The organism is Bombella pollinis (assembly GCF_026385485.1).
Lineage (GTDB): Bacteria > Pseudomonadota > Alphaproteobacteria > Acetobacterales > Acetobacteraceae > Bombella > Bombella pollinis.
Map to the genome: position 1 here is coordinate 54,355 of NZ_JANIDX010000007.1, position 15,635 is coordinate 69,989.

A 15,635-nucleotide genomic window follows, 5' to 3' on the forward strand; every position below is an offset into this window, starting at 1 on the left:
AGGTGAGCAGGAGAGACATCATGGCCCTAACAGACGAGCAACAATCCGAAATTACGGCGTTGCGTGCCTCCCCGCATAAAACGGTTCGTCCTACCGTCCCTGCGATGGAGGAGATTTTGTTTGAGCCTTTCCCGTTGCTGGATCATGGGTTCATCCGGGTTGTGGATTATATGGGCGGCGATTCTGCCGTCGTGCAGGCTGCGCGTGTGTCTTATGGGAAGGGGACGCGTAAAACATCTGAGGATGCGGGGCTGATTCGTTATCTCATGCGGCATCGTCACTCCACACCTTTTGAGATGTGTGAGATTAAGTTCCATGTGAAACTCCCGCTCTTTGTCGCACGGCAGTGGATTCGCCATCGCATGGCCAGCGTGAATGAATATTCCGCGCGTTACTCTGTGTTGGATAAAGAGTTCTATCTCCCAGAGCCTGCTCATATTGCCGCGCAAAGTACGGTGAATCATCAAGGCCGTGGTGAAAGCTTGAGCGCGGAGACAGCACAACAGGTGCTTGCCATTCTCCAACGTGATGCGTTGCAATGTTACGGCGATTATGAGGAGATGCTGGACCCAGAAGGGATGGGCGTAGCGCGGGAACTTGCCCGTATTAACCTTACCCTCAATACCTATACACAATGGTATTGGAAGATTGATTTGCATAATTTGATGCATTTTCTCGCCTTGCGGGCTGATTCCCACGCGCAATATGAGATTCGCGTTTATGCCCAAAAGATGATCGAGATTCTCAAGGCATGGGTGCCTCATACCGCTCAGGCGTTTGAGGAATATCGCCTAGGGGCTTATAGCTTCTCCGCTGGGATGTTGAAGGTCTTACGCCGCCGTCTTGCTGGTGAGGTCGTCACGCAGGAAAGCTCTGGCCTGACAAAGCGGGAATGGACAGAAATGCAAGCCGTGTTGGAAGGTTGAAGGAATAGTGCCTTCCTCCCCCGCCCCTTTTGATGATGAGGACCGCCCCACCGGGCCTGTGCAGGATTCTGAATCCTTGTTGGCAGAGGGGCGGCGTTTTCAATATGAGCAGGGGATTCCACCTCTTTTAGGTCGTGAGCCGCGCTTTTGGCCGTGGGCTTTATTAGCGGGTCTTTTAGTGGCTATTTCATTAGGGATAGAGCTTTTCTGGCCCTTGCCGGGGCGGCATGGTCCCTTACCTTCATGCGAGCATGTTACAGTGGGGACGGCCTCCTGCCAGCGTGTCCCACAAACACCGCCTCATATGGCGCATTGAGGGCTATGATGCGCCCCTCTAGCCCCTAGCTTTTAGCGTCTAAGAGACGACAACGCTTTTCCCACGGCTGCCGAGGACATCAAAGGCGCGTGTGAGGCGGGCGATGCAGTGTTCTTCTCCTGCGCGCATCCAGTTACGAATATCATATTCATGTTTGAGCGGCCGTCCCGTGTCAGGTGCCACTTGGCGGCGAAAAGCTTCTTTATGAGCATCAATATAGGTCGCAACACCCTGGGCATAGGCAAATTGCGTATCGGTATCGATATTGAGTTTAAAGACACCATAATCCACAGCGTGGCGGATATCCTGCTCATCCGAGCCTGACCCACCATGAAAAACGAGCGGGACCGGGTTAGGCTCGGTTTGGAATGTCGTAGCGATAAGAGCCTGTGAATCGCGCAAAATAGAGGGGCGGAGGCACACATTGCCGGGTTTATAGACGCCATGCACATTACCAAAAGAGGCCGCGATGGAGAGCATCCCTAAAGGGGAGAGGGCCTTCCATGCGGTAAGAACATCTTCCGGCTCTGTATAAAGCTCTGGGTTTTTTGCGGCATGATGGCCGGTAAGCTCTGTACCGATGCCATCTTCTTCCCCACCGGTGATGCCAAGCTCAATTTCCAACCCTATGCCGAGAGGGGTTAGTTTTTGCAAAAGCGTGGCGGCGGTAGCGATGTTCTGCTCCAATGGTTCCGTAGAAAGGTCTAGCATATGGGAGGAGAAAAGCGGCTGGCCTGTTTGCCCATAATGCTGACGATTTTCCTCAATCAGCCCCTCCAACCAGCCCAATAAAGGCCGGTTTGCATGGTCTGTATGGAGGATGACCGCTACACCATAATGACGCGCCAGAAGATGAACATGTCGTGCTAAAGCAACAGCACCAAGGATGTGAGCCTGTTGCTTATCCGGCAAGCCGCGCCCGGCATAAAATTGTGCCCCACCGGCAGAGATTTGGATGATGATATCCGCACGATTCCGCCGCGCTGCCTCTAGGGCCATATTGGCCGTGGTCGAGCTACTAACATTCACCGCAGGGAGAGCATAACGGCCCAAATGGCAGCGTTGTATAAGGGCTTTATACGCTGCCCCAGTAACAACACCGGGTGTGATGGGTGTTGTCGCAGAGGGGGGAGATATAGACGCAGACATTTAAGGATTCTTTATAGAGGAGGGCAAAAGCCAACGCTGACAAGCATAGCCTGTTTTGCTAGCAGGATATATAGTCTAGAAAAATAGGACTATAAAGGTCATTGTTAAAGCATTAGCGTATATAAAAAAGATGCTCAGCCTGTTGAGTATCTGATAAGAGAGGCCCTTATGACACAAGATACCCTTATGATGATCGAGACAGAAGATACCCCTAATCCCGCAACATTGAAGTTTCTACCCGGTTGCGATGTGACGGGGGCGCGTCCCTCGGTTGATTTTGCAGAGGCAGGCCTTGTAGCAGGGCGTTCTGCTCTGGCTGATGCGTTATTTGGTTTGGGCGAGATTAAGCGTGTTTTTTTAGGGAGTGACTTCGTCTCTGTTACAAAGGCTGATGCGGCAGATTGGGCCACGCTACGGCCTCGTATTCTCATTACCTTGACAGATTTCTTTAAAAGCGGCGTTCCTGCTCTTGCAGGTGAGATTGCTGCTCCAGAGGCTGATATTGCCCCAGAAGATGCCGAGATTGTTGCCCAAGTGAAGGAGTTGTTAGATACACGGGTGCGTCCCGCCGTAGCGAGTGATGGGGGGGATATTGTCTTTCGTGGGTATCGCGAAGGGGTCGTGTATCTTAGTATGCAGGGGGCTTGCTCTGGCTGCCCATCCTCCCGTGCGACATTGCGTCACGGGGTAGAGAATATGTTACGCCATTATGTGCCAGAGGTGACGGCGGTTGAAGCTGTAGAGGAGTAAACGTTCATGACAACATCCCCCCCATCAGGCGTAACGCCTGACGGACAGCAGGTCGAGCAGCCTAAAAGCCCCCTCCTTGCGGAGGAGCTTTTTACCCATTGCCGCACAGCGGAAGGGTTCTCCACTAAGGCTGTGGGGGATGATGTGTTGCACCAGCTTTATGATTTGCTCAAACTCGGCCCAACCTCTGGTAATTGTGCTCCCGCACGTTTTGCGTTTCTACAAACCCAAGAGGCGCGCGAGGCGATTCGCCCCGCTTTGTCCCTTGGTAATGTAGAGCGCGCCATGGCCGCCCCCGTATTGGTGGTTGTGGGGTATGATCCTTTATTCTTCGAGCAGCTTAAAACACTCAACCCATTGCCGGGTCTGCGTGATTGGTTTGCTGCCGATGTAGGATTGAGTGATGAGACGGCTTTTCGCAATGGGACGTTGCAAGGGGCGTATCTCATCATGGCGGCCCGGGCTTTAGGCTTGGCAGTACGGCCAATGTCGGGTTTTGATGCCATGATGGTGGAGGAGCAATGCTTCCGTAAAAAAGGATGGCGGGCGAATTTTCTAGTCGCTTTGGGCTATCCTGATGAGGCTATGGAGCCTCCCTCCCGCGCTCCTCGCTTACCGATGGATGAGGCCTGCTTGTGGTTATGAAGCCCGAGCGGTGCTTGGTTTTAAATGGGGCTGGGGCCGGTCGGGGCTTGAGTAATCTTATCGCTTTGTTGGAGGGCGGTACGGTTATCGCCCAGCAGAGCTTAGCAGGGCGTGGCGCGTCAGAGCGTTTTGCCCCTACAGTGCAGGCCCTATTAGCACAAGCGGGTTGGTCTCACCCGCCTGATTTGCTTGCAGCGATTATCGGGCCGGGGTCTTTTACTGGTTTACGCGCCTCTCTCTCTTTAGCCGCCGGGCTGGCACGGGGCTGGTCATGTCAGGGTGTTGGGGTTCGTCTGGGTGATGCCATGCGAGCGAGTCTGCAACGGAAGGATGCAACGATTCTCTGCCTCGCACGGCGTGGACGTGTTTTTGTGGACCCTCCCGGTAATGCGGTTTATGCCTTGCCGGTGGAAGAGATATCCCCCGGTTTATGGCCCGCCATTGCTGGTGATGCCGTGTATGGGGAGGATGCTTTGCCGGATCTGACAGGCGCGATGGGAGAGGCACGGTTAGGGCGTGAGAGTGAGCGGTTGCCATTAGCCGCCCCCACGGCGGAAGGCATTTTCCAAGCAGCGATTGAGGGCCTACAAACGCCGCAATCTTATGCGTTAGAGCCCCTTTATATCGACCCGCCCGAAGCACGGCCCCCTGCTGGTGGCCTTCGCCTAGCTCCGCGTTGAGAGGGGATGATGGTGCATTATTGTCTTACGAGCATGCCATGATTGTGATGATGCAAGTGGGGGTAGAGGCAACGGCTCTTTTATCTGCCTTGCATCATGCGGTTTTTGCGGAGCATGAGCCGTGGTCACAAGCTGCGTTTGAGCAGATTTTTACAATGCCCGGTGCAGAGGTGTGGTTGGCCTGCAAAGTTGCCTCCCAGAGTGTAAATAATGAACCAAAGGAGGCTCTGCCGATTGGCTTCATCGTCAGTCGTTCCGTGTTGGATGAAGGGGAGATATTAAGCCTCGGTGTTCATCCTGCATGGCGGAGACGGGGCATAGGGCGATACATGTTACGCCACCTTTTGCATAAAGCGCGGCAAGAGGGGATGACACTCTTTTTAGAGGTCCGTTTGAGTAATAAGCACGCAGCCGCTCTTTATGAGCAAGAAGGTTTCCAGCAGATAGCGGTGAGGCCTCATTATTATCAAGATGGTGAAGATGCTCGTATTTTCCGGTACTTAACGGATTCAGTATGATGATTAGGGCAAGATAAGTTTGGTTTTAAACATTAATTAACAATTTTTTACGTCTCTATACGGTCCACAAGGATTGGGCGCGTTCTATCTTATAAGACAATATGTTGCCGCGGTGAGTTGGCTTTTTCTTCATTTAAAGTGAATGTTGTGAGTGTTGCTTTTCATAGGAAAAGACGAAAGAGGTTTATTGAATAAAAGTTACAGAGCCATAAAAAGGGGGAAGTAGGTGAAAGAGATTCCCCATAGAATGTTATGATATGGTGTTTCTTGAAAAGATGTTAGGTTAAAGCTGTAATTTTGAACAGTTTATAAACATGTTAGCAGGTCTCTGTTAGCAATAAGGCTTCACTATTACAACATAGGGGATTTTCATTGTTGTGCTTTTTCTGGTAATCAGGTATTGTTCCAAGCGAATTTCTTAGGAGTCAACTATTTATGTCATCTGAGACAGAAATGCAGGATCTGCGCCAGCTTACAGCACAGATCATTACCGCTTATGTAAGTAGTCATGATGTCGCCTCTGAGGCTTTGCCTGATCTTGTTCGCTCCGTTCATGGGGCGTTGGCTAGTGCGGGGGCCCCTGCTGATATAGAGCCGGAAAAGCCTGTACCGGCTGTTCCACCGCGGAAGTCCGTTTTCCCGGATTATATTATTTGCCTTGAAGACGGTAAAAAATTAAAGCTTCTGCGCCGTCATCTTAAAACTGCTTATAATATGACTCCGCAAGAATATCGGGAGCGTTGGGGCTTGCCAGCAGAATACCCGATGGTTGCCCCTAATTATGCGAATCATCGCTCATCTTTGGCACGGCGCATTGGTTTGGGTCGCCGCCGTGAGGATAAGACTGAGCAATAAGGGCACGATTGCTCTATACGGCTCACTGATAGATTAAGGCTCAAGGGGGGCACCGTCCCGATTATGATGTGTGTTGGACAAACCCCATCATAATCGGGTAAATCATCTGTATGGTGATGAGCACAAAAAAAATGGGACGCGAGAGTGCTGCGTCCGGCGGCGATGTGGGGGATTCCCCCATTGCGCGCCTATGCGTTAAGCATGGTTTAAAAATGACAGGCCAGCGGCGTGTAATCGCGCGCGTCCTCTCGGAGGCTGAAGACCATCCGGATGTAGAGGAGCTTTATCGCCGCGCCTCTGCTTTGGATAGTCGAATCTCTGTAGCGACTGTGTACCGAACAGTACGCCTTCTCGAAGAAAAAGGTATATTAGAGCGGCGAGACTTTGGTGGTGGCCGCGCGCGATATGAAGCGAGTGAGAATGGCCATCACTATCATTTGATTGATATTGATAGCGGTAATGTTATTGAGTTTGAAAATGATGAGTTGGTAGGACTACTCGCAAAGATTGCGGCTAAATTAGGTTTTGATCTTATGTCTCATCGTGCTGAGTTGTTTGGGCGGCGCACGAGTGGCGGTGAAAACTCATCCGTTGCTTCGCGATCTGGGCATGAGAAGTGAGTCATTTCATATGACCAGGAAAAGCGTGCTAGAGCATATGAGAGCGGAAGAGATAACTTCCTCGCCTGAAGTGGATTCGGATATGAGTGACTTGGTTACTAGCGAGAAGACGCGGCAACAAATGGATACATTGGCGGGTCTTGCCCTTAATCGTGACGGTGGTTTTCAAGAGTTGCGAGGTGGGAGTTTAGGCGTTCGTCTTGCTGCTAATGAGGAGGAGATTCGCGCCGCTCAGGCTTTGCGATATCGGGTTTTCTTTGGGGAAATGGGGGCGCATCCAAGTGAGGAAGCTCTCAAGACGCAGCTAGATGCCGATAAGTTTGATGAGATAGCCGATCATTTGTTGGTAGTTGATCACGCCTCTGGGGAAGATAAGCCCGTTGTGGTGGGGACTTATCGGCTGTTGCGCTCTGATATGCTTGGTCCGCAAGATCATTTTTATACAGCTGATGAATATGATATTTCTTGCTTAACAAATTTCTCTGGCCGCTTGCTGGAGGTGGGGCGTTCTTGCGTGGCGAAGGAGTATCGTGGTCGTGCGGCGATGCAGCTTTTATGGCGTGGCATTGCTTCTTATATTTTCTTGCATCGCATTGATATTTTGTTTGGTTGTGCCAGCTTACATGGTACCTCGCTGGAGGAGATGGATGAGGAGCTGACATGGCTTTATCATAACCATCTAGCCCCACCTGCTTTGCGTGTACGAGCCTTGCCAGAGCGTTATGTGGATATGCGGCGTGCAGACCCTGCGATGCTCGACCGCCGCCGCTGCCTAAGCAAATTACCCCCCTTAATTAAAGGATATTTGCGCTTAGGGGGGTATGTTGGTGATGGTGCTGTGGTGGATGAGCAGTTCAACACAACAGATGTCGCTATTTTGGTAAAAAGCGAGTTGCTGGCCGATAAATATTACCGGCATTATGAGCGTCGTCTGCGCGATGCGTTGGATTGAAAACATCACTTAAAAGGTACTTCACATGAGGATAAAGGCATTGTGTTCCCTACCGCAAAAGGGAGGGTGGCGCGGTGCCCTATATCTTATCATGGCGGGATGTATAGCAGCGTTATCTTTGCCGCCGCTTTGCTTTATCCCGGCTCTTCCTCTTGCTTTGGGGGTTTTGTATCAGGCGGTCGGTCTGGCCCCCACTAAACGGCAAGCGGCGTTATGGGCTTTTTTGTTCGGGATGGGGTTTTACACAGCAGGTTTATATTGGCTGACGAACGCTATCTTAACGCGTGTTGAGGAGTTTTGGTGGGCTGTGCCGTTCGCAGCCCCCGGTGTGGCTTTGCTTATTGCCCCCTTATTTATAGTCCCTGCTCTTTTATGCAGGTTGGTACCAGAGGGATGGCCGCGCCTGTTATTATTCGCCGGGAGTTGGACATTGGCCGATATGGCGCGTGTTTTTTACTTTTCTGGCTTCCCATGGAATCCCCTTGGCAGCGTGCTGGAGCTTCCCGGTTATGTGGGGGATGTGTTGATTCAACCAGCCTCCCTTATAGGGGTAGATGGGCTGACTTTTATGGTCGTGTTGGCATCGCTGGCTCTATGGCAGGGGCGGCGGGCTGCTTTGGGTGTATGTGTCTGTACTATTTTATGGTGCGGCTGGGGTGCGTGGCGTGTTGAGCATCATGCTCATCATTCTGGAGGGGGCAAACCAGCCATTGCCATTGTGCAAGGTAATGTGCCTGAGGATGATGTTCTGGAACGTGATGGCGCATCGGAGCAATTTGAGTCTTATCTACAGCTAACAGCCCGTGCCGTGGCCGATGCACGGGCGCATTTGCCGGGCCATCTCCCCGTTGTGATATGGCCCGAATCGGCTTTTCCCGGTTTGTTGGATGAGGATGAATGGGCACGCCAAACCATTGCAACAGCTGCGGCAGGGGCCCCTGTTCTGTTGGGGTCTGACCGGCGTGCGGGGAAGGGTCGCTGGTATAATAGTTTGATCGCTCTTGCAGCAGATGGCCATATTGAGGCGATTTATGACAAAAGCCGCCTTGTCCCCTTTGGGGAATATGAACCATGGATACTACCATTCCATCTTTTACCGGCCGTTGTGGTGCCGGGGCCGGGCTTAACACGGTGGGACTTGCCGCAGATAGGGCGTGTAGGTCCTATGGTCTGTTATGAGATTATATTCTCTGGCAGTGTGGTAGCGTCTGGTCAGCGGCCAGAGTGGTTACTGACAATTTCTAATGATGCTTGGTATGGCAATAGTGCTGGGCCACGGCAACATCTGGCAACAGGCAGGATGCGTGCTGTGGAGGAGGGTTTACCCGTAGTTTTTGCTAATAACCGGGGTGTGTCTGCTATTTATGATGCAGAAGGGCGGGATGTAGGCCATACAAAATGGGGTAAAGAGCAGACTTTGATTCGTGTTTTACCTGATGCAGAGGCATGGACAGTTTTTACATATATTGGGCGTTGGGGCCCTTTTACGTTAGCTATTTTGTCAGTTTTAATGGCTGTGTGGGGAGGATACGGGAGGAAGCAAAAACATGTTCATATTAACGAATCGTTAGTCAAGACGCGTTGACGTAGCTTTCGGATTAACTAATTACTAACGACTTCGTGGAGGGGAGTTGGTTAATCTGTGGGGAGCGGGGTTGTTGAGTGATGGCTGATATAGCTTCATCTGTTGATTCACATGTTGGTAAGCGTATCCGCTTGTTGCGGGGCTTGCGAAAATATTCGCAAGAGAGGCTGGCCAAGGCATTAGGTATTACCTTTCAGCAGATACAAAAATATGAGCGCGGGACGAATCGTATCGGTGCAGGCCGCCTGTATGAGATAGCGAAAATCTTAGGCGTGCCGGTTGGGTTCTTTTTTGATGAGCTGGATGGCTTTACAACGGCTGCTAATGTTGGCGTGCATGAGGAGCAGACACCTTTCCATAAAGGGCGAACTGCAGAGAAAGTAGAGGCGTCTATGGCAGAAAAAGAAATAGCAGGGATTGAACTACTCATGATGCCTGAAACCTTAGAACTCGCTAGGGTTTATTATAGCATCAAGGAGGAGCGAAATCGTCAGCAAATCCTTAATTTCATAAGGGAAATGGCTGTTCGCCCATAAAACCATATTGATTTAAAGAGTCCTGTTATGATTTCTTAATTGATGTGGCAAGAAGATGGCTAAACGTGCCAGCGCGATAGGCAGTACGCAACGCATCTTCGTTATATTCATAATGAAGCCAATCGAGGAAGCTTAGGCGGCCTTCGGCTGTTTTTTGATACAGTAGAAAAAATGCATCTAACACACCCGTGCGGGAATGGCGAAAGTGGAGAAAACGCCAATGGAGTTGTTTGAGAGCGTCTTCTGCCGTTCCTCCTTCAAAAAGAATGATAAGGCCGCTAGCAAGGCCCGTTCTATCCGCTCCGGATTTACAATGTAAAAGCAGGGGGAATTGTGCCTGCTTATATAAGCTATGGAAGCGTAAGATACGGTCCTTATGGGGGGCGTTGCGGCTCTCAAAGGCCATATCAAGATAAGGCAAGCCAATATGCTGGCACATCTCCCGTCCTAACGCATCTGCCCCGCAACGGCGATGCCCGCGTAGGTTGAAGACCGTCTTTAAGCCAAGCGTTTTGCGCCAGCGTCTCAGGCGTGATGGTGTGGGATGGTTACTCCGCCAGACACGCCCCGGTATGACAGGGGCTAGATTGGTCCATACAAGGCGGAAAAGAGCATGGTCTTTAAAAAGACCATCTAACCAAGCATGGAGCCTTTGCCGCGGGGAAGAAAGAGTGCCGTCAAACATGCTTTTTCTTTTCATGCTCATGGGTCTTCGTCAATCATATAGACATGCTATAAGGTGGAGATGACGAGGTTTTTTCGCCCTTCCTGTATGCGTATTTTTGCCCCCGGCTGGGCTGTACGTTATGGAGTCTGGCCATGTTTTTTGGCCTGCGCCCTCGTACTTAGTGGTTGCGCAAGAGAGGATGATGAAGGGCAGAGCCATCGTCATTTACCCAAAGCGGATATGACAGAAGCTTACCCGAAGAAGCCATTTCGTGAAGTGCATCACCCACCACCTGTTTATTGGGGCGGGATGGTGCCTGTGGTTCAGACCATCCAACCCACACCTGATGAAATCTCAGGCCGTGCGCCGCGGAGTGCGGCAGGGGGAGCACCTGGTGTTCCAATGGCACCGCCAGAGACACGGACAGATGTTATGTATGGTGCGCCAGAAGCTCGGCAGAAGCCTTAAAGATGACGGTTACGAGTCGTGTTTAGTCAGCCTCAAGCGGGGTTGCTTGCTCTGGCAGCATGACGGGGATGCCATCACGCACAGGGAAGGCGAGTTGTGCTTGGGGGCTGATGATGCAATTACGCGTTGCATCATAATGGACAGGCCCTTTTGTCACGGGGCAGACAAGGCGCGCAATCAGGGCGGGGGATGGTGGGGCAGAGGTCATAAGCCAAATCCTATTATGCAGGCGGGATGCCTAATGTGCGAGTTCCTCTAGGAGCTTGTGGGCACGGTCGCATGGATTCTTACATTCTAGCAAGGCTTGTTTTGTGAGTGAGGAGAAAGGCAGCAACATCGAGAGCATAGTCACAAGTGTGCTGTTATTGAGGGTCTTTAGATTATCCCATTTGATGGATAGCTCATGGCGTTGGCTATAGCCCTTTAAAGCTTTGGAGAACGCGTTGCGGTCCAGCGTGTAGTTAGGGGGTTCTAGTAGGTCATGAGAGAAGGGCATGGCATTGATGCGTCCTTCTCGCCAGCCGCTCTCTGTCGTTTGGTCTTGCAAGAGGCGGAAGCGACAGACCCCAGTGAGGGTAATGAAGAACTGCCCGCTCTCTTGCTCCATAAAGGAGGTAATACGCCCTAATGTACCGATGGTCTCCAGCAAGGGGGCTTCATCACCAAAACGTGCCTTCATATGAGGCTGGATGATGCCAATCATACGATGATGCGCCAAAGAGGCTTCTAAAAGAGCGAGATAGCGCGGCTCAAAAACGGTGAGTGGAAGCTGCCCTTGGGGCAGTAGAATCGTCTCGGCGAGAGGGAGCAGGCCAACGCGTGGGGGCAAGTCTGCTAGGGTGATGTCCTGCAAGGCAGGGACATGGCGCGGCTTACTGAGAGTTGTTTGCGTATTTTCCGGTGGTGGTTGTCTTAGCACGCGCACAGTCCCCCTTGTGAATATAACGTTAGCTCAGCATGTTAAGAATGTTATGAGAAAAGGAGCGAGGAGAGCTTACGCCGTGCAGCGAGCGTAGCAGGGTCAGTCATACCCCAGCTCTCAAAGAGTTTGAGTAATTGCGCCTTTGCGTCCTGCCCAGCCCCGTCTTTATCTCGTGCGATTATATCCAGCAAAAGCTGGGCTGCATCATCGCGCTGTCCTGCACCATTGAGGGCGGTAGCAAGCTCTGTTAGCAGTGCCGTATCTTCGGGGGATTGGGCAACAGCTTGGCGTAGATGGGAGAGTTTACCGGCGGCCTTTTGCCCTTCCAGATAGGTTTGGAGGGCCGCTTTAGCCTCAGTAATGAGCGGGGCGGTCAGTAAATGCTCAGGGACTTGGCTTGCAGCTTCTTCCGCACCTTCTGGATCATTTAAGCCAATCATACAGCGGATAAGCCCGGCCCAGCCCTCTGGGGAGTCTGGCTCTATTTCGAGGAGGCTCGCATAATGGTTGGTCGCTTCGGCCCATTCTCCAGAGTGGAGGGCTGTTTTCGCTGCGTCCAAAAGGGCGGAGGCCGGTAAGCTTTGTCCGCTTTCTTTAAGGAGTGCCTCAAGACATGTTTTGAGTTGCGACTCCGAAGCTTTACCAGGGAGGATGTCGCGTACTTGCCCTTGCCAGAAGGCAACAAGGAGAGGCACCGTTTGTAACGGTAAGCCCATTTGGGCAAGCTGGGTAATAAGCGTGCGGTTGGTTGTAACATTGACCCGCGCTAATGTAATGCGCCCCTCCATAGCCTGAATTGCTTTTGTGAGCTGGGGCGAGACGTGCTGCGCGCTAGATGATGTTGGGGAGAAGAACTCCACAATAACGGGTGTGGTCGTGCTGGCCTCCACGACCTTTTGCATAAAATTACTTTGGTCAACATCCACAGCATGAGCGGGCGTGTGAGGAGAAAAGAGAGAATCTGTCATGATGGTGGAACTTTATGGCCTGAAAAATCTCCTTTAATATTAGGATGGTTCTCCCTTTTTGCACAGGCAGGGGAGCCATGTTGTAAGGGGATGGCCGTTTGATTTTAGAAAATAAAATCTTCATAAGGGATTGCATCAAGGATAGCTTTGGGGCATAAGCCTCCCACCAGCGATGCGGGCGTAGCTCAGGGGTAGAGCACAACCTTGCCAAGGTTGGGGTCGAGGGTTCGAATCCCTTCGCCCGCTCCAAATGATAAAAGTTTGGGTTGTTGGTAGAGAATCTGATGCGGGCGTAGCTCAGGGGTAGAGCACAACCTTGCCAAGGTTGGGGTCGAGGGTTCGAATCCCTTCGCCCGCTCCAGACCGGTAGAAGAACCACGTTGCTAAGGGCAAGGTGGTTTTTTTATGGCTATGCTGCGCGTAGCACGCCTTTATAAAAAACGGGCCGCCCCTTTTAGAGACAGCCCGCTTTTATAAGAAGAATGTGCTTAGAACTTACTTCTTCGCTGCGGCGAGGGCTGCTTCAATCACCTTGCCGGCTTCTGCTTTATCGCCCCATCCAGCGACTTTTACCCATTTATTAGGCTCTAAGTCCTTATAACGCTCAAAGAAATGGGCGATGGCTTTAAGGGTAATCTCTGGCAGTTGGTCCAAAGACTGCACGGTGCTGAATTGCGGATGGATTTTATCATGCGGCACACAGATGAGCTTCTCATCTTGCCCGCTTTCATCTTCCATCTTCAGCACGCCAATAGGCCGGGCACGGATAACACTACCGGGGAGGACATCAGCCGGGGTGAGAACAAGGGCATCCACCGGGTCGCCATCAGCGGCGAGTGTATTGGGGATGAAGCCATAAGCGGCAGGATAAGCCATGGGGGTAAAGAGGAAGCGATCCACAAAAATAGCCCCGCTCTCTTTATCAACTTCGTACTTTACTTGAGAGCCTTGAGGAATCTCAATAACGACATTGATGTCATTAGGGACATCTTTACCGGGGGAAATTTTGCTAACGTCCATGCCAAGCTCCATTGATCTGATTATGTAGGCGGATGAACCTATCAATAAAGGATACATTCGGCTTTGTATATGTGTATTACAGAGCCATTATGAGGGGGTGGGAGAGGGAAGAAAGAACGTTTTTCATACGGAAGGGGTTGCAAAAAAAGTGCGTCTGGGCGACATGACGGAATGTCTATGCGCCTGTAGCTCAATTGGTTAGAGCTGGCCGCTCATAACGGCTAGGTTGCGGGTTCGAGTCCTGCCGGGCGCAGATGATGCTTCCATAAGGGGGCGTATTTGTATTTTTGGGAGAACGCCCCAAGGTAACAGGGGGCAGGGCCCTGCTTTCTGTATTCTTGTCGCGCGTTTAAGAGGGAGACCGCTACCATGGCCGCCTATCAGTATGTTTATGTCATGAAGGACGTCACAAAGTCCTATCCGGGCGGCCGCGAGGTATTTAAGGGGATTACGCTCTCCTTCCTGCCGGGGGTGAAGATTGGTGTCCTCGGTGTGAATGGTGCGGGTAAGTCCACCCTGCTTAAAGTGATGGCAGGGATTGAGAAAGAGTTCGGCGGTGAGGCTTGGGCGGCTGAAGGTGTGCGCATCGGCTATTTGGAGCAAGAGCCGCAGCTCGACCCGAACTTGACCGTTGGTGAGAACGCTGCTCAAGGCTTTGGTGAGTTGAAGAAGGCTGTTGAGCGGTTCAATGAGATTTCCATGAAGTTTGCTGAGCCGATGTCTGATGATGAGATGACGGCTCTTTTGGCAGAACAGGCCGAACTTCAAGAGAAGATTGATGCAGAAGACGGCTGGGAGCTGGACCGTCATTTAGAGATTGCTCTTGATGCGCTGCGTTGCCCCCCAGCCGATAGCCCTGTTGATAAGCTCTCCGGCGGTGAGAAACGCCGCGTGGCTCTATGCCGTTTGTTGTTGGAGAAACCCGATATTCTCCTGCTGGACGAGCCGACCAACCATTTAGATGCCGAGAGTGTTGCGTGGCTGGAAAAGACATTGCGCGAGTATAAAGGCACGGTGATGGTCATCACCCATGACCGTTACTTCCTTGACAATGTCACGAACTGGATTTTGGAGATTGAGCGCGGGCGTGGTTATCCATTCGAGGGTAATTATTCCTCATGGTTGGAGCAAAAACGCAAACGCCTCGCGCAGGAAGAGAAAGAAGAAAGTGCCCGCCAGCGTGCCCTCGCTGCTGAGCAACAATGGATTTCCAGCTCGCCTAAAGCCCGTCAGGCCAAGAGCAAAGCCCGTATTACGCGCTATGAGGAGATGCTGGCCGCAGGGCAGGATGCCGCTGGCAGCACGGCGGAGATTGTCATCACACCTGGCCCTCGTCTAGGCCAGACGGTTATTGAGGCTGAGAATCTCTGCAAAGGCTTTGGTGATCGGCAGTTGATTGATAACCTTAACTTTAAGCTGCCCCCGGGGGGCATTGTTGGGGTGATTGGGCCTAATGGGGCGGGGAAATCGACCCTCTTTAAGATGATTACCGGCCAAGAGCAGCCTGATTCTGGCTCGCTGAAAATCGGTGATACCGTCAAGTTGGGGTATGTTGACCAGTCCCGTAACGACCTTGATGATAGCAAAACTGTGTGGGAGGAAATCTCCGGCGGGACGGATGTTATCCATCTTGGCAAGCGGGCTGTACCTTCCCGTGCTTATGTTGGGGCGTTTAACTTTAAGGGGCCAGACCAGCAAAAGCGTCTTGGCGTCCTCTCTGGTGGTGAGCGTAACCGCGTGCATCTGGCAAAGATGCTTAAAGAGGATAACAACGTCCTCCTGCTGGATGAGCCAACAAACGATCTAGATGTTGATACCCTTCGCGCTTTAGAAGAGGCGTTGGAATCCTTTGCTGGTTGTGCTGTGGTCATCAGCCATGACCGTTGGTTTTTGGACCGTCTGGCCACGCATATCCTCGCTTTTGAGGGCGATAGCCATGTGGAATGGTTTGAGGGTAACTTCCAGCAATATGAGGAAGATAAACGCCGCCGTTTAGGCCCGGATTCAACGGAGCCGAGCCGGATTCGTTATCGTCCCATCGCGCGCTAATGCGTTATA

Annotated in this window: 19 protein-coding genes and 3 tRNA genes; 16 read left to right on the plus strand and 6 right to left on the minus strand. The window is 51.8% G+C overall.

Annotation, left to right across the window (positions count from 1 at the left end; all coding sequences use genetic code 11):
• Positions 1-20: 20 nt before the first annotated feature.
• Together thyX and NQF89_RS07905 are read left to right on the plus strand one after the other, a co-directional pair.
• On the plus strand, positions 21-926 hold the full coding sequence (gene thyX / locus NQF89_RS07900; RefSeq protein WP_155573878.1) for an FAD-dependent thymidylate synthase: 906 nt from the start codon (positions 21-23) through the stop codon (positions 924-926).
• Positions 927-933: 7 nt separating this feature from the next.
• On the plus strand, positions 934-1,242 hold the full coding sequence (locus tag NQF89_RS07905; RefSeq protein WP_155573877.1) for a hypothetical protein: 309 nt from the start codon (positions 934-936) through the stop codon (positions 1,240-1,242).
• 39 nt (positions 1,243-1,281) lie between these two features.
• Here NQF89_RS07905 and fbaA read toward each other — a convergent pair whose 3' ends face one another.
• Complete coding sequence (gene fbaA, locus NQF89_RS07910; RefSeq protein WP_155573876.1) at positions 1,282-2,391, minus strand: class II fructose-bisphosphate aldolase; 1,110 nt, start codon at positions 2,389-2,391, stop codon at positions 1,282-1,284.
• 186 nt (positions 2,392-2,577) lie between these two features.
• Here fbaA and NQF89_RS07915 point away from each other — a divergent pair, with 186 nt between their 5' ends.
• The 9 genes from NQF89_RS07915 to NQF89_RS07955 all read left to right on the plus strand — a co-directional run bounded on the left by NQF89_RS07915 (position 2,578) and on the right by NQF89_RS07955 (position 9,532).
• Positions 2,578-3,141: a NifU family protein gene (locus NQF89_RS07915; RefSeq protein ID WP_155573919.1), complete on the plus strand. Its 564-nt coding sequence runs from the start codon at positions 2,578-2,580 to the stop codon at positions 3,139-3,141.
• Positions 3,142-3,147: 6 nt separating this feature from the next.
• Positions 3,148-3,786 (plus strand): malonic semialdehyde reductase, encoded by a 639-nt coding sequence (locus tag NQF89_RS07920; RefSeq protein WP_266137915.1) that lies wholly within the window; start codon positions 3,148-3,150, stop codon positions 3,784-3,786.
• On the plus strand, positions 3,783-4,466 hold the full coding sequence (gene tsaB / locus NQF89_RS07925; protein WP_230873335.1) for a tRNA (adenosine(37)-N6)-threonylcarbamoyltransferase complex dimerization subunit type 1 TsaB: 684 nt from the start codon (positions 3,783-3,785) through the stop codon (positions 4,464-4,466). The genes NQF89_RS07920 and tsaB overlap by 4 nt, the downstream gene beginning before the upstream one ends.
• A 20-nt stretch (positions 4,467-4,486) precedes the next feature.
• The gene (gene rimI / locus NQF89_RS07930; protein WP_266137916.1) at positions 4,487-4,984 is read left to right on the plus strand and encodes a ribosomal protein S18-alanine N-acetyltransferase; all 498 of its coding nucleotides are present in this window, start codon (positions 4,487-4,489) and stop codon (positions 4,982-4,984) included.
• Positions 4,985-5,419: 435 nt separating this feature from the next.
• The gene (locus NQF89_RS07935; protein WP_155573873.1) at positions 5,420-5,839 is read left to right on the plus strand and encodes a MucR family transcriptional regulator; all 420 of its coding nucleotides are present in this window, start codon (positions 5,420-5,422) and stop codon (positions 5,837-5,839) included.
• Between the two features lie 110 nt (positions 5,840-5,949).
• Positions 5,950-6,459 carry a Fur family transcriptional regulator gene (locus NQF89_RS07940; protein ID WP_155573872.1) on the plus strand — a complete coding sequence of 170 codons (510 nt, stop codon included), beginning with the start codon at positions 5,950-5,952 and terminating at the stop codon, positions 6,457-6,459.
• 82 nt (positions 6,460-6,541) lie between these two features.
• On the plus strand, positions 6,542-7,411 hold the full coding sequence (locus tag NQF89_RS07945) for a GNAT family N-acetyltransferase (protein ID WP_230880653.1): 870 nt from the start codon (positions 6,542-6,544) through the stop codon (positions 7,409-7,411).
• A gap of 91 nt (positions 7,412-7,502) precedes the next feature.
• Positions 7,503-8,996, plus strand: a complete 1,494-nt coding sequence (gene lnt / locus NQF89_RS07950; protein WP_266137917.1) for an apolipoprotein N-acyltransferase — start codon at positions 7,503-7,505, stop codon at positions 8,994-8,996.
• An 80-nt stretch (positions 8,997-9,076) separates the two neighbouring features.
• Positions 9,077-9,532, plus strand: coding sequence for a helix-turn-helix domain-containing protein (locus NQF89_RS07955; RefSeq protein WP_155573869.1), 456 nt, complete (start codon positions 9,077-9,079; stop codon positions 9,530-9,532).
• 25 nt (positions 9,533-9,557) lie between these two features.
• Here the strand turns inward: NQF89_RS07955 and NQF89_RS07960 are convergent, their stop codons facing one another.
• Positions 9,558-10,217 carry a tyrosine-protein phosphatase gene (locus NQF89_RS07960; protein ID WP_155573868.1) on the minus strand — a complete coding sequence of 220 codons (660 nt, stop codon included), beginning with the start codon at positions 10,215-10,217 and terminating at the stop codon, positions 9,558-9,560.
• A 60-nt stretch (positions 10,218-10,277) separates the two neighbouring features.
• Between NQF89_RS07960 and NQF89_RS07965 the strand changes: the two genes are divergently transcribed.
• Entirely contained in the window at positions 10,278-10,667 is a 390-nt protein-coding gene (locus NQF89_RS07965; protein ID WP_155573867.1) for a hypothetical protein, read from the plus strand.
• Between the two features lie 22 nt (positions 10,668-10,689).
• On the opposite strand, the gene NQF89_RS07970 is transcribed toward NQF89_RS07965, so the two are convergent.
• The 3 genes from NQF89_RS07970 to NQF89_RS07980 are packed head-to-tail and all read right to left on the minus strand — an operon-like array spanning position 10,690 to position 12,557.
• On the minus strand, positions 10,690-10,875 hold the full coding sequence (locus tag NQF89_RS07970) for a Trm112 family protein (protein WP_155573866.1): 186 nt from the start codon (positions 10,873-10,875) through the stop codon (positions 10,690-10,692).
• Between the two features lie 30 nt (positions 10,876-10,905).
• Positions 10,906-11,586 carry an LON peptidase substrate-binding domain-containing protein gene (locus tag NQF89_RS07975; RefSeq protein WP_266137918.1) on the minus strand — a complete coding sequence of 227 codons (681 nt, stop codon included), beginning with the start codon at positions 11,584-11,586 and terminating at the stop codon, positions 10,906-10,908.
• Between the two features lie 50 nt (positions 11,587-11,636).
• Positions 11,637-12,557: a tetratricopeptide repeat protein gene (locus tag NQF89_RS07980; protein ID WP_155573865.1), complete on the minus strand. Its 921-nt coding sequence runs from the start codon at positions 12,555-12,557 to the stop codon at positions 11,637-11,639.
• 174 nt (positions 12,558-12,731) lie between these two features.
• Here NQF89_RS07980 and NQF89_RS07985 point away from each other — a divergent pair.
• Positions 12,732-12,806, plus strand: a tRNA-Gly gene (locus NQF89_RS07985).
• Positions 12,807-12,843: 37 nt separating this feature from the next.
• Positions 12,844-12,918 (plus strand) — tRNA-Gly (locus NQF89_RS07990).
• Between the two features lie 134 nt (positions 12,919-13,052).
• On the opposite strand, the gene ppa is transcribed toward NQF89_RS07990, so the two are convergent.
• The gene (ppa, locus tag NQF89_RS07995) at positions 13,053-13,577 is read right to left on the minus strand and encodes an inorganic diphosphatase (RefSeq protein ID WP_266137919.1); all 525 of its coding nucleotides are present in this window, start codon (positions 13,575-13,577) and stop codon (positions 13,053-13,055) included.
• 179 nt (positions 13,578-13,756) lie between these two features.
• Between ppa and NQF89_RS08000 the strand changes: the two genes are divergently transcribed.
• Both NQF89_RS08000 and ettA read left to right on the plus strand, forming a co-directional pair.
• Positions 13,757-13,830: transfer RNA gene (locus NQF89_RS08000), tRNA-Ile, on the plus strand.
• 116 nt (positions 13,831-13,946) lie between these two features.
• Positions 13,947-15,626: an energy-dependent translational throttle protein EttA gene (gene ettA, locus NQF89_RS08005; protein ID WP_099027417.1), complete on the plus strand. Its 1,680-nt coding sequence runs from the start codon at positions 13,947-13,949 to the stop codon at positions 15,624-15,626.
• The last annotated feature ends 9 nt before the right edge of the window (positions 15,627-15,635 follow it).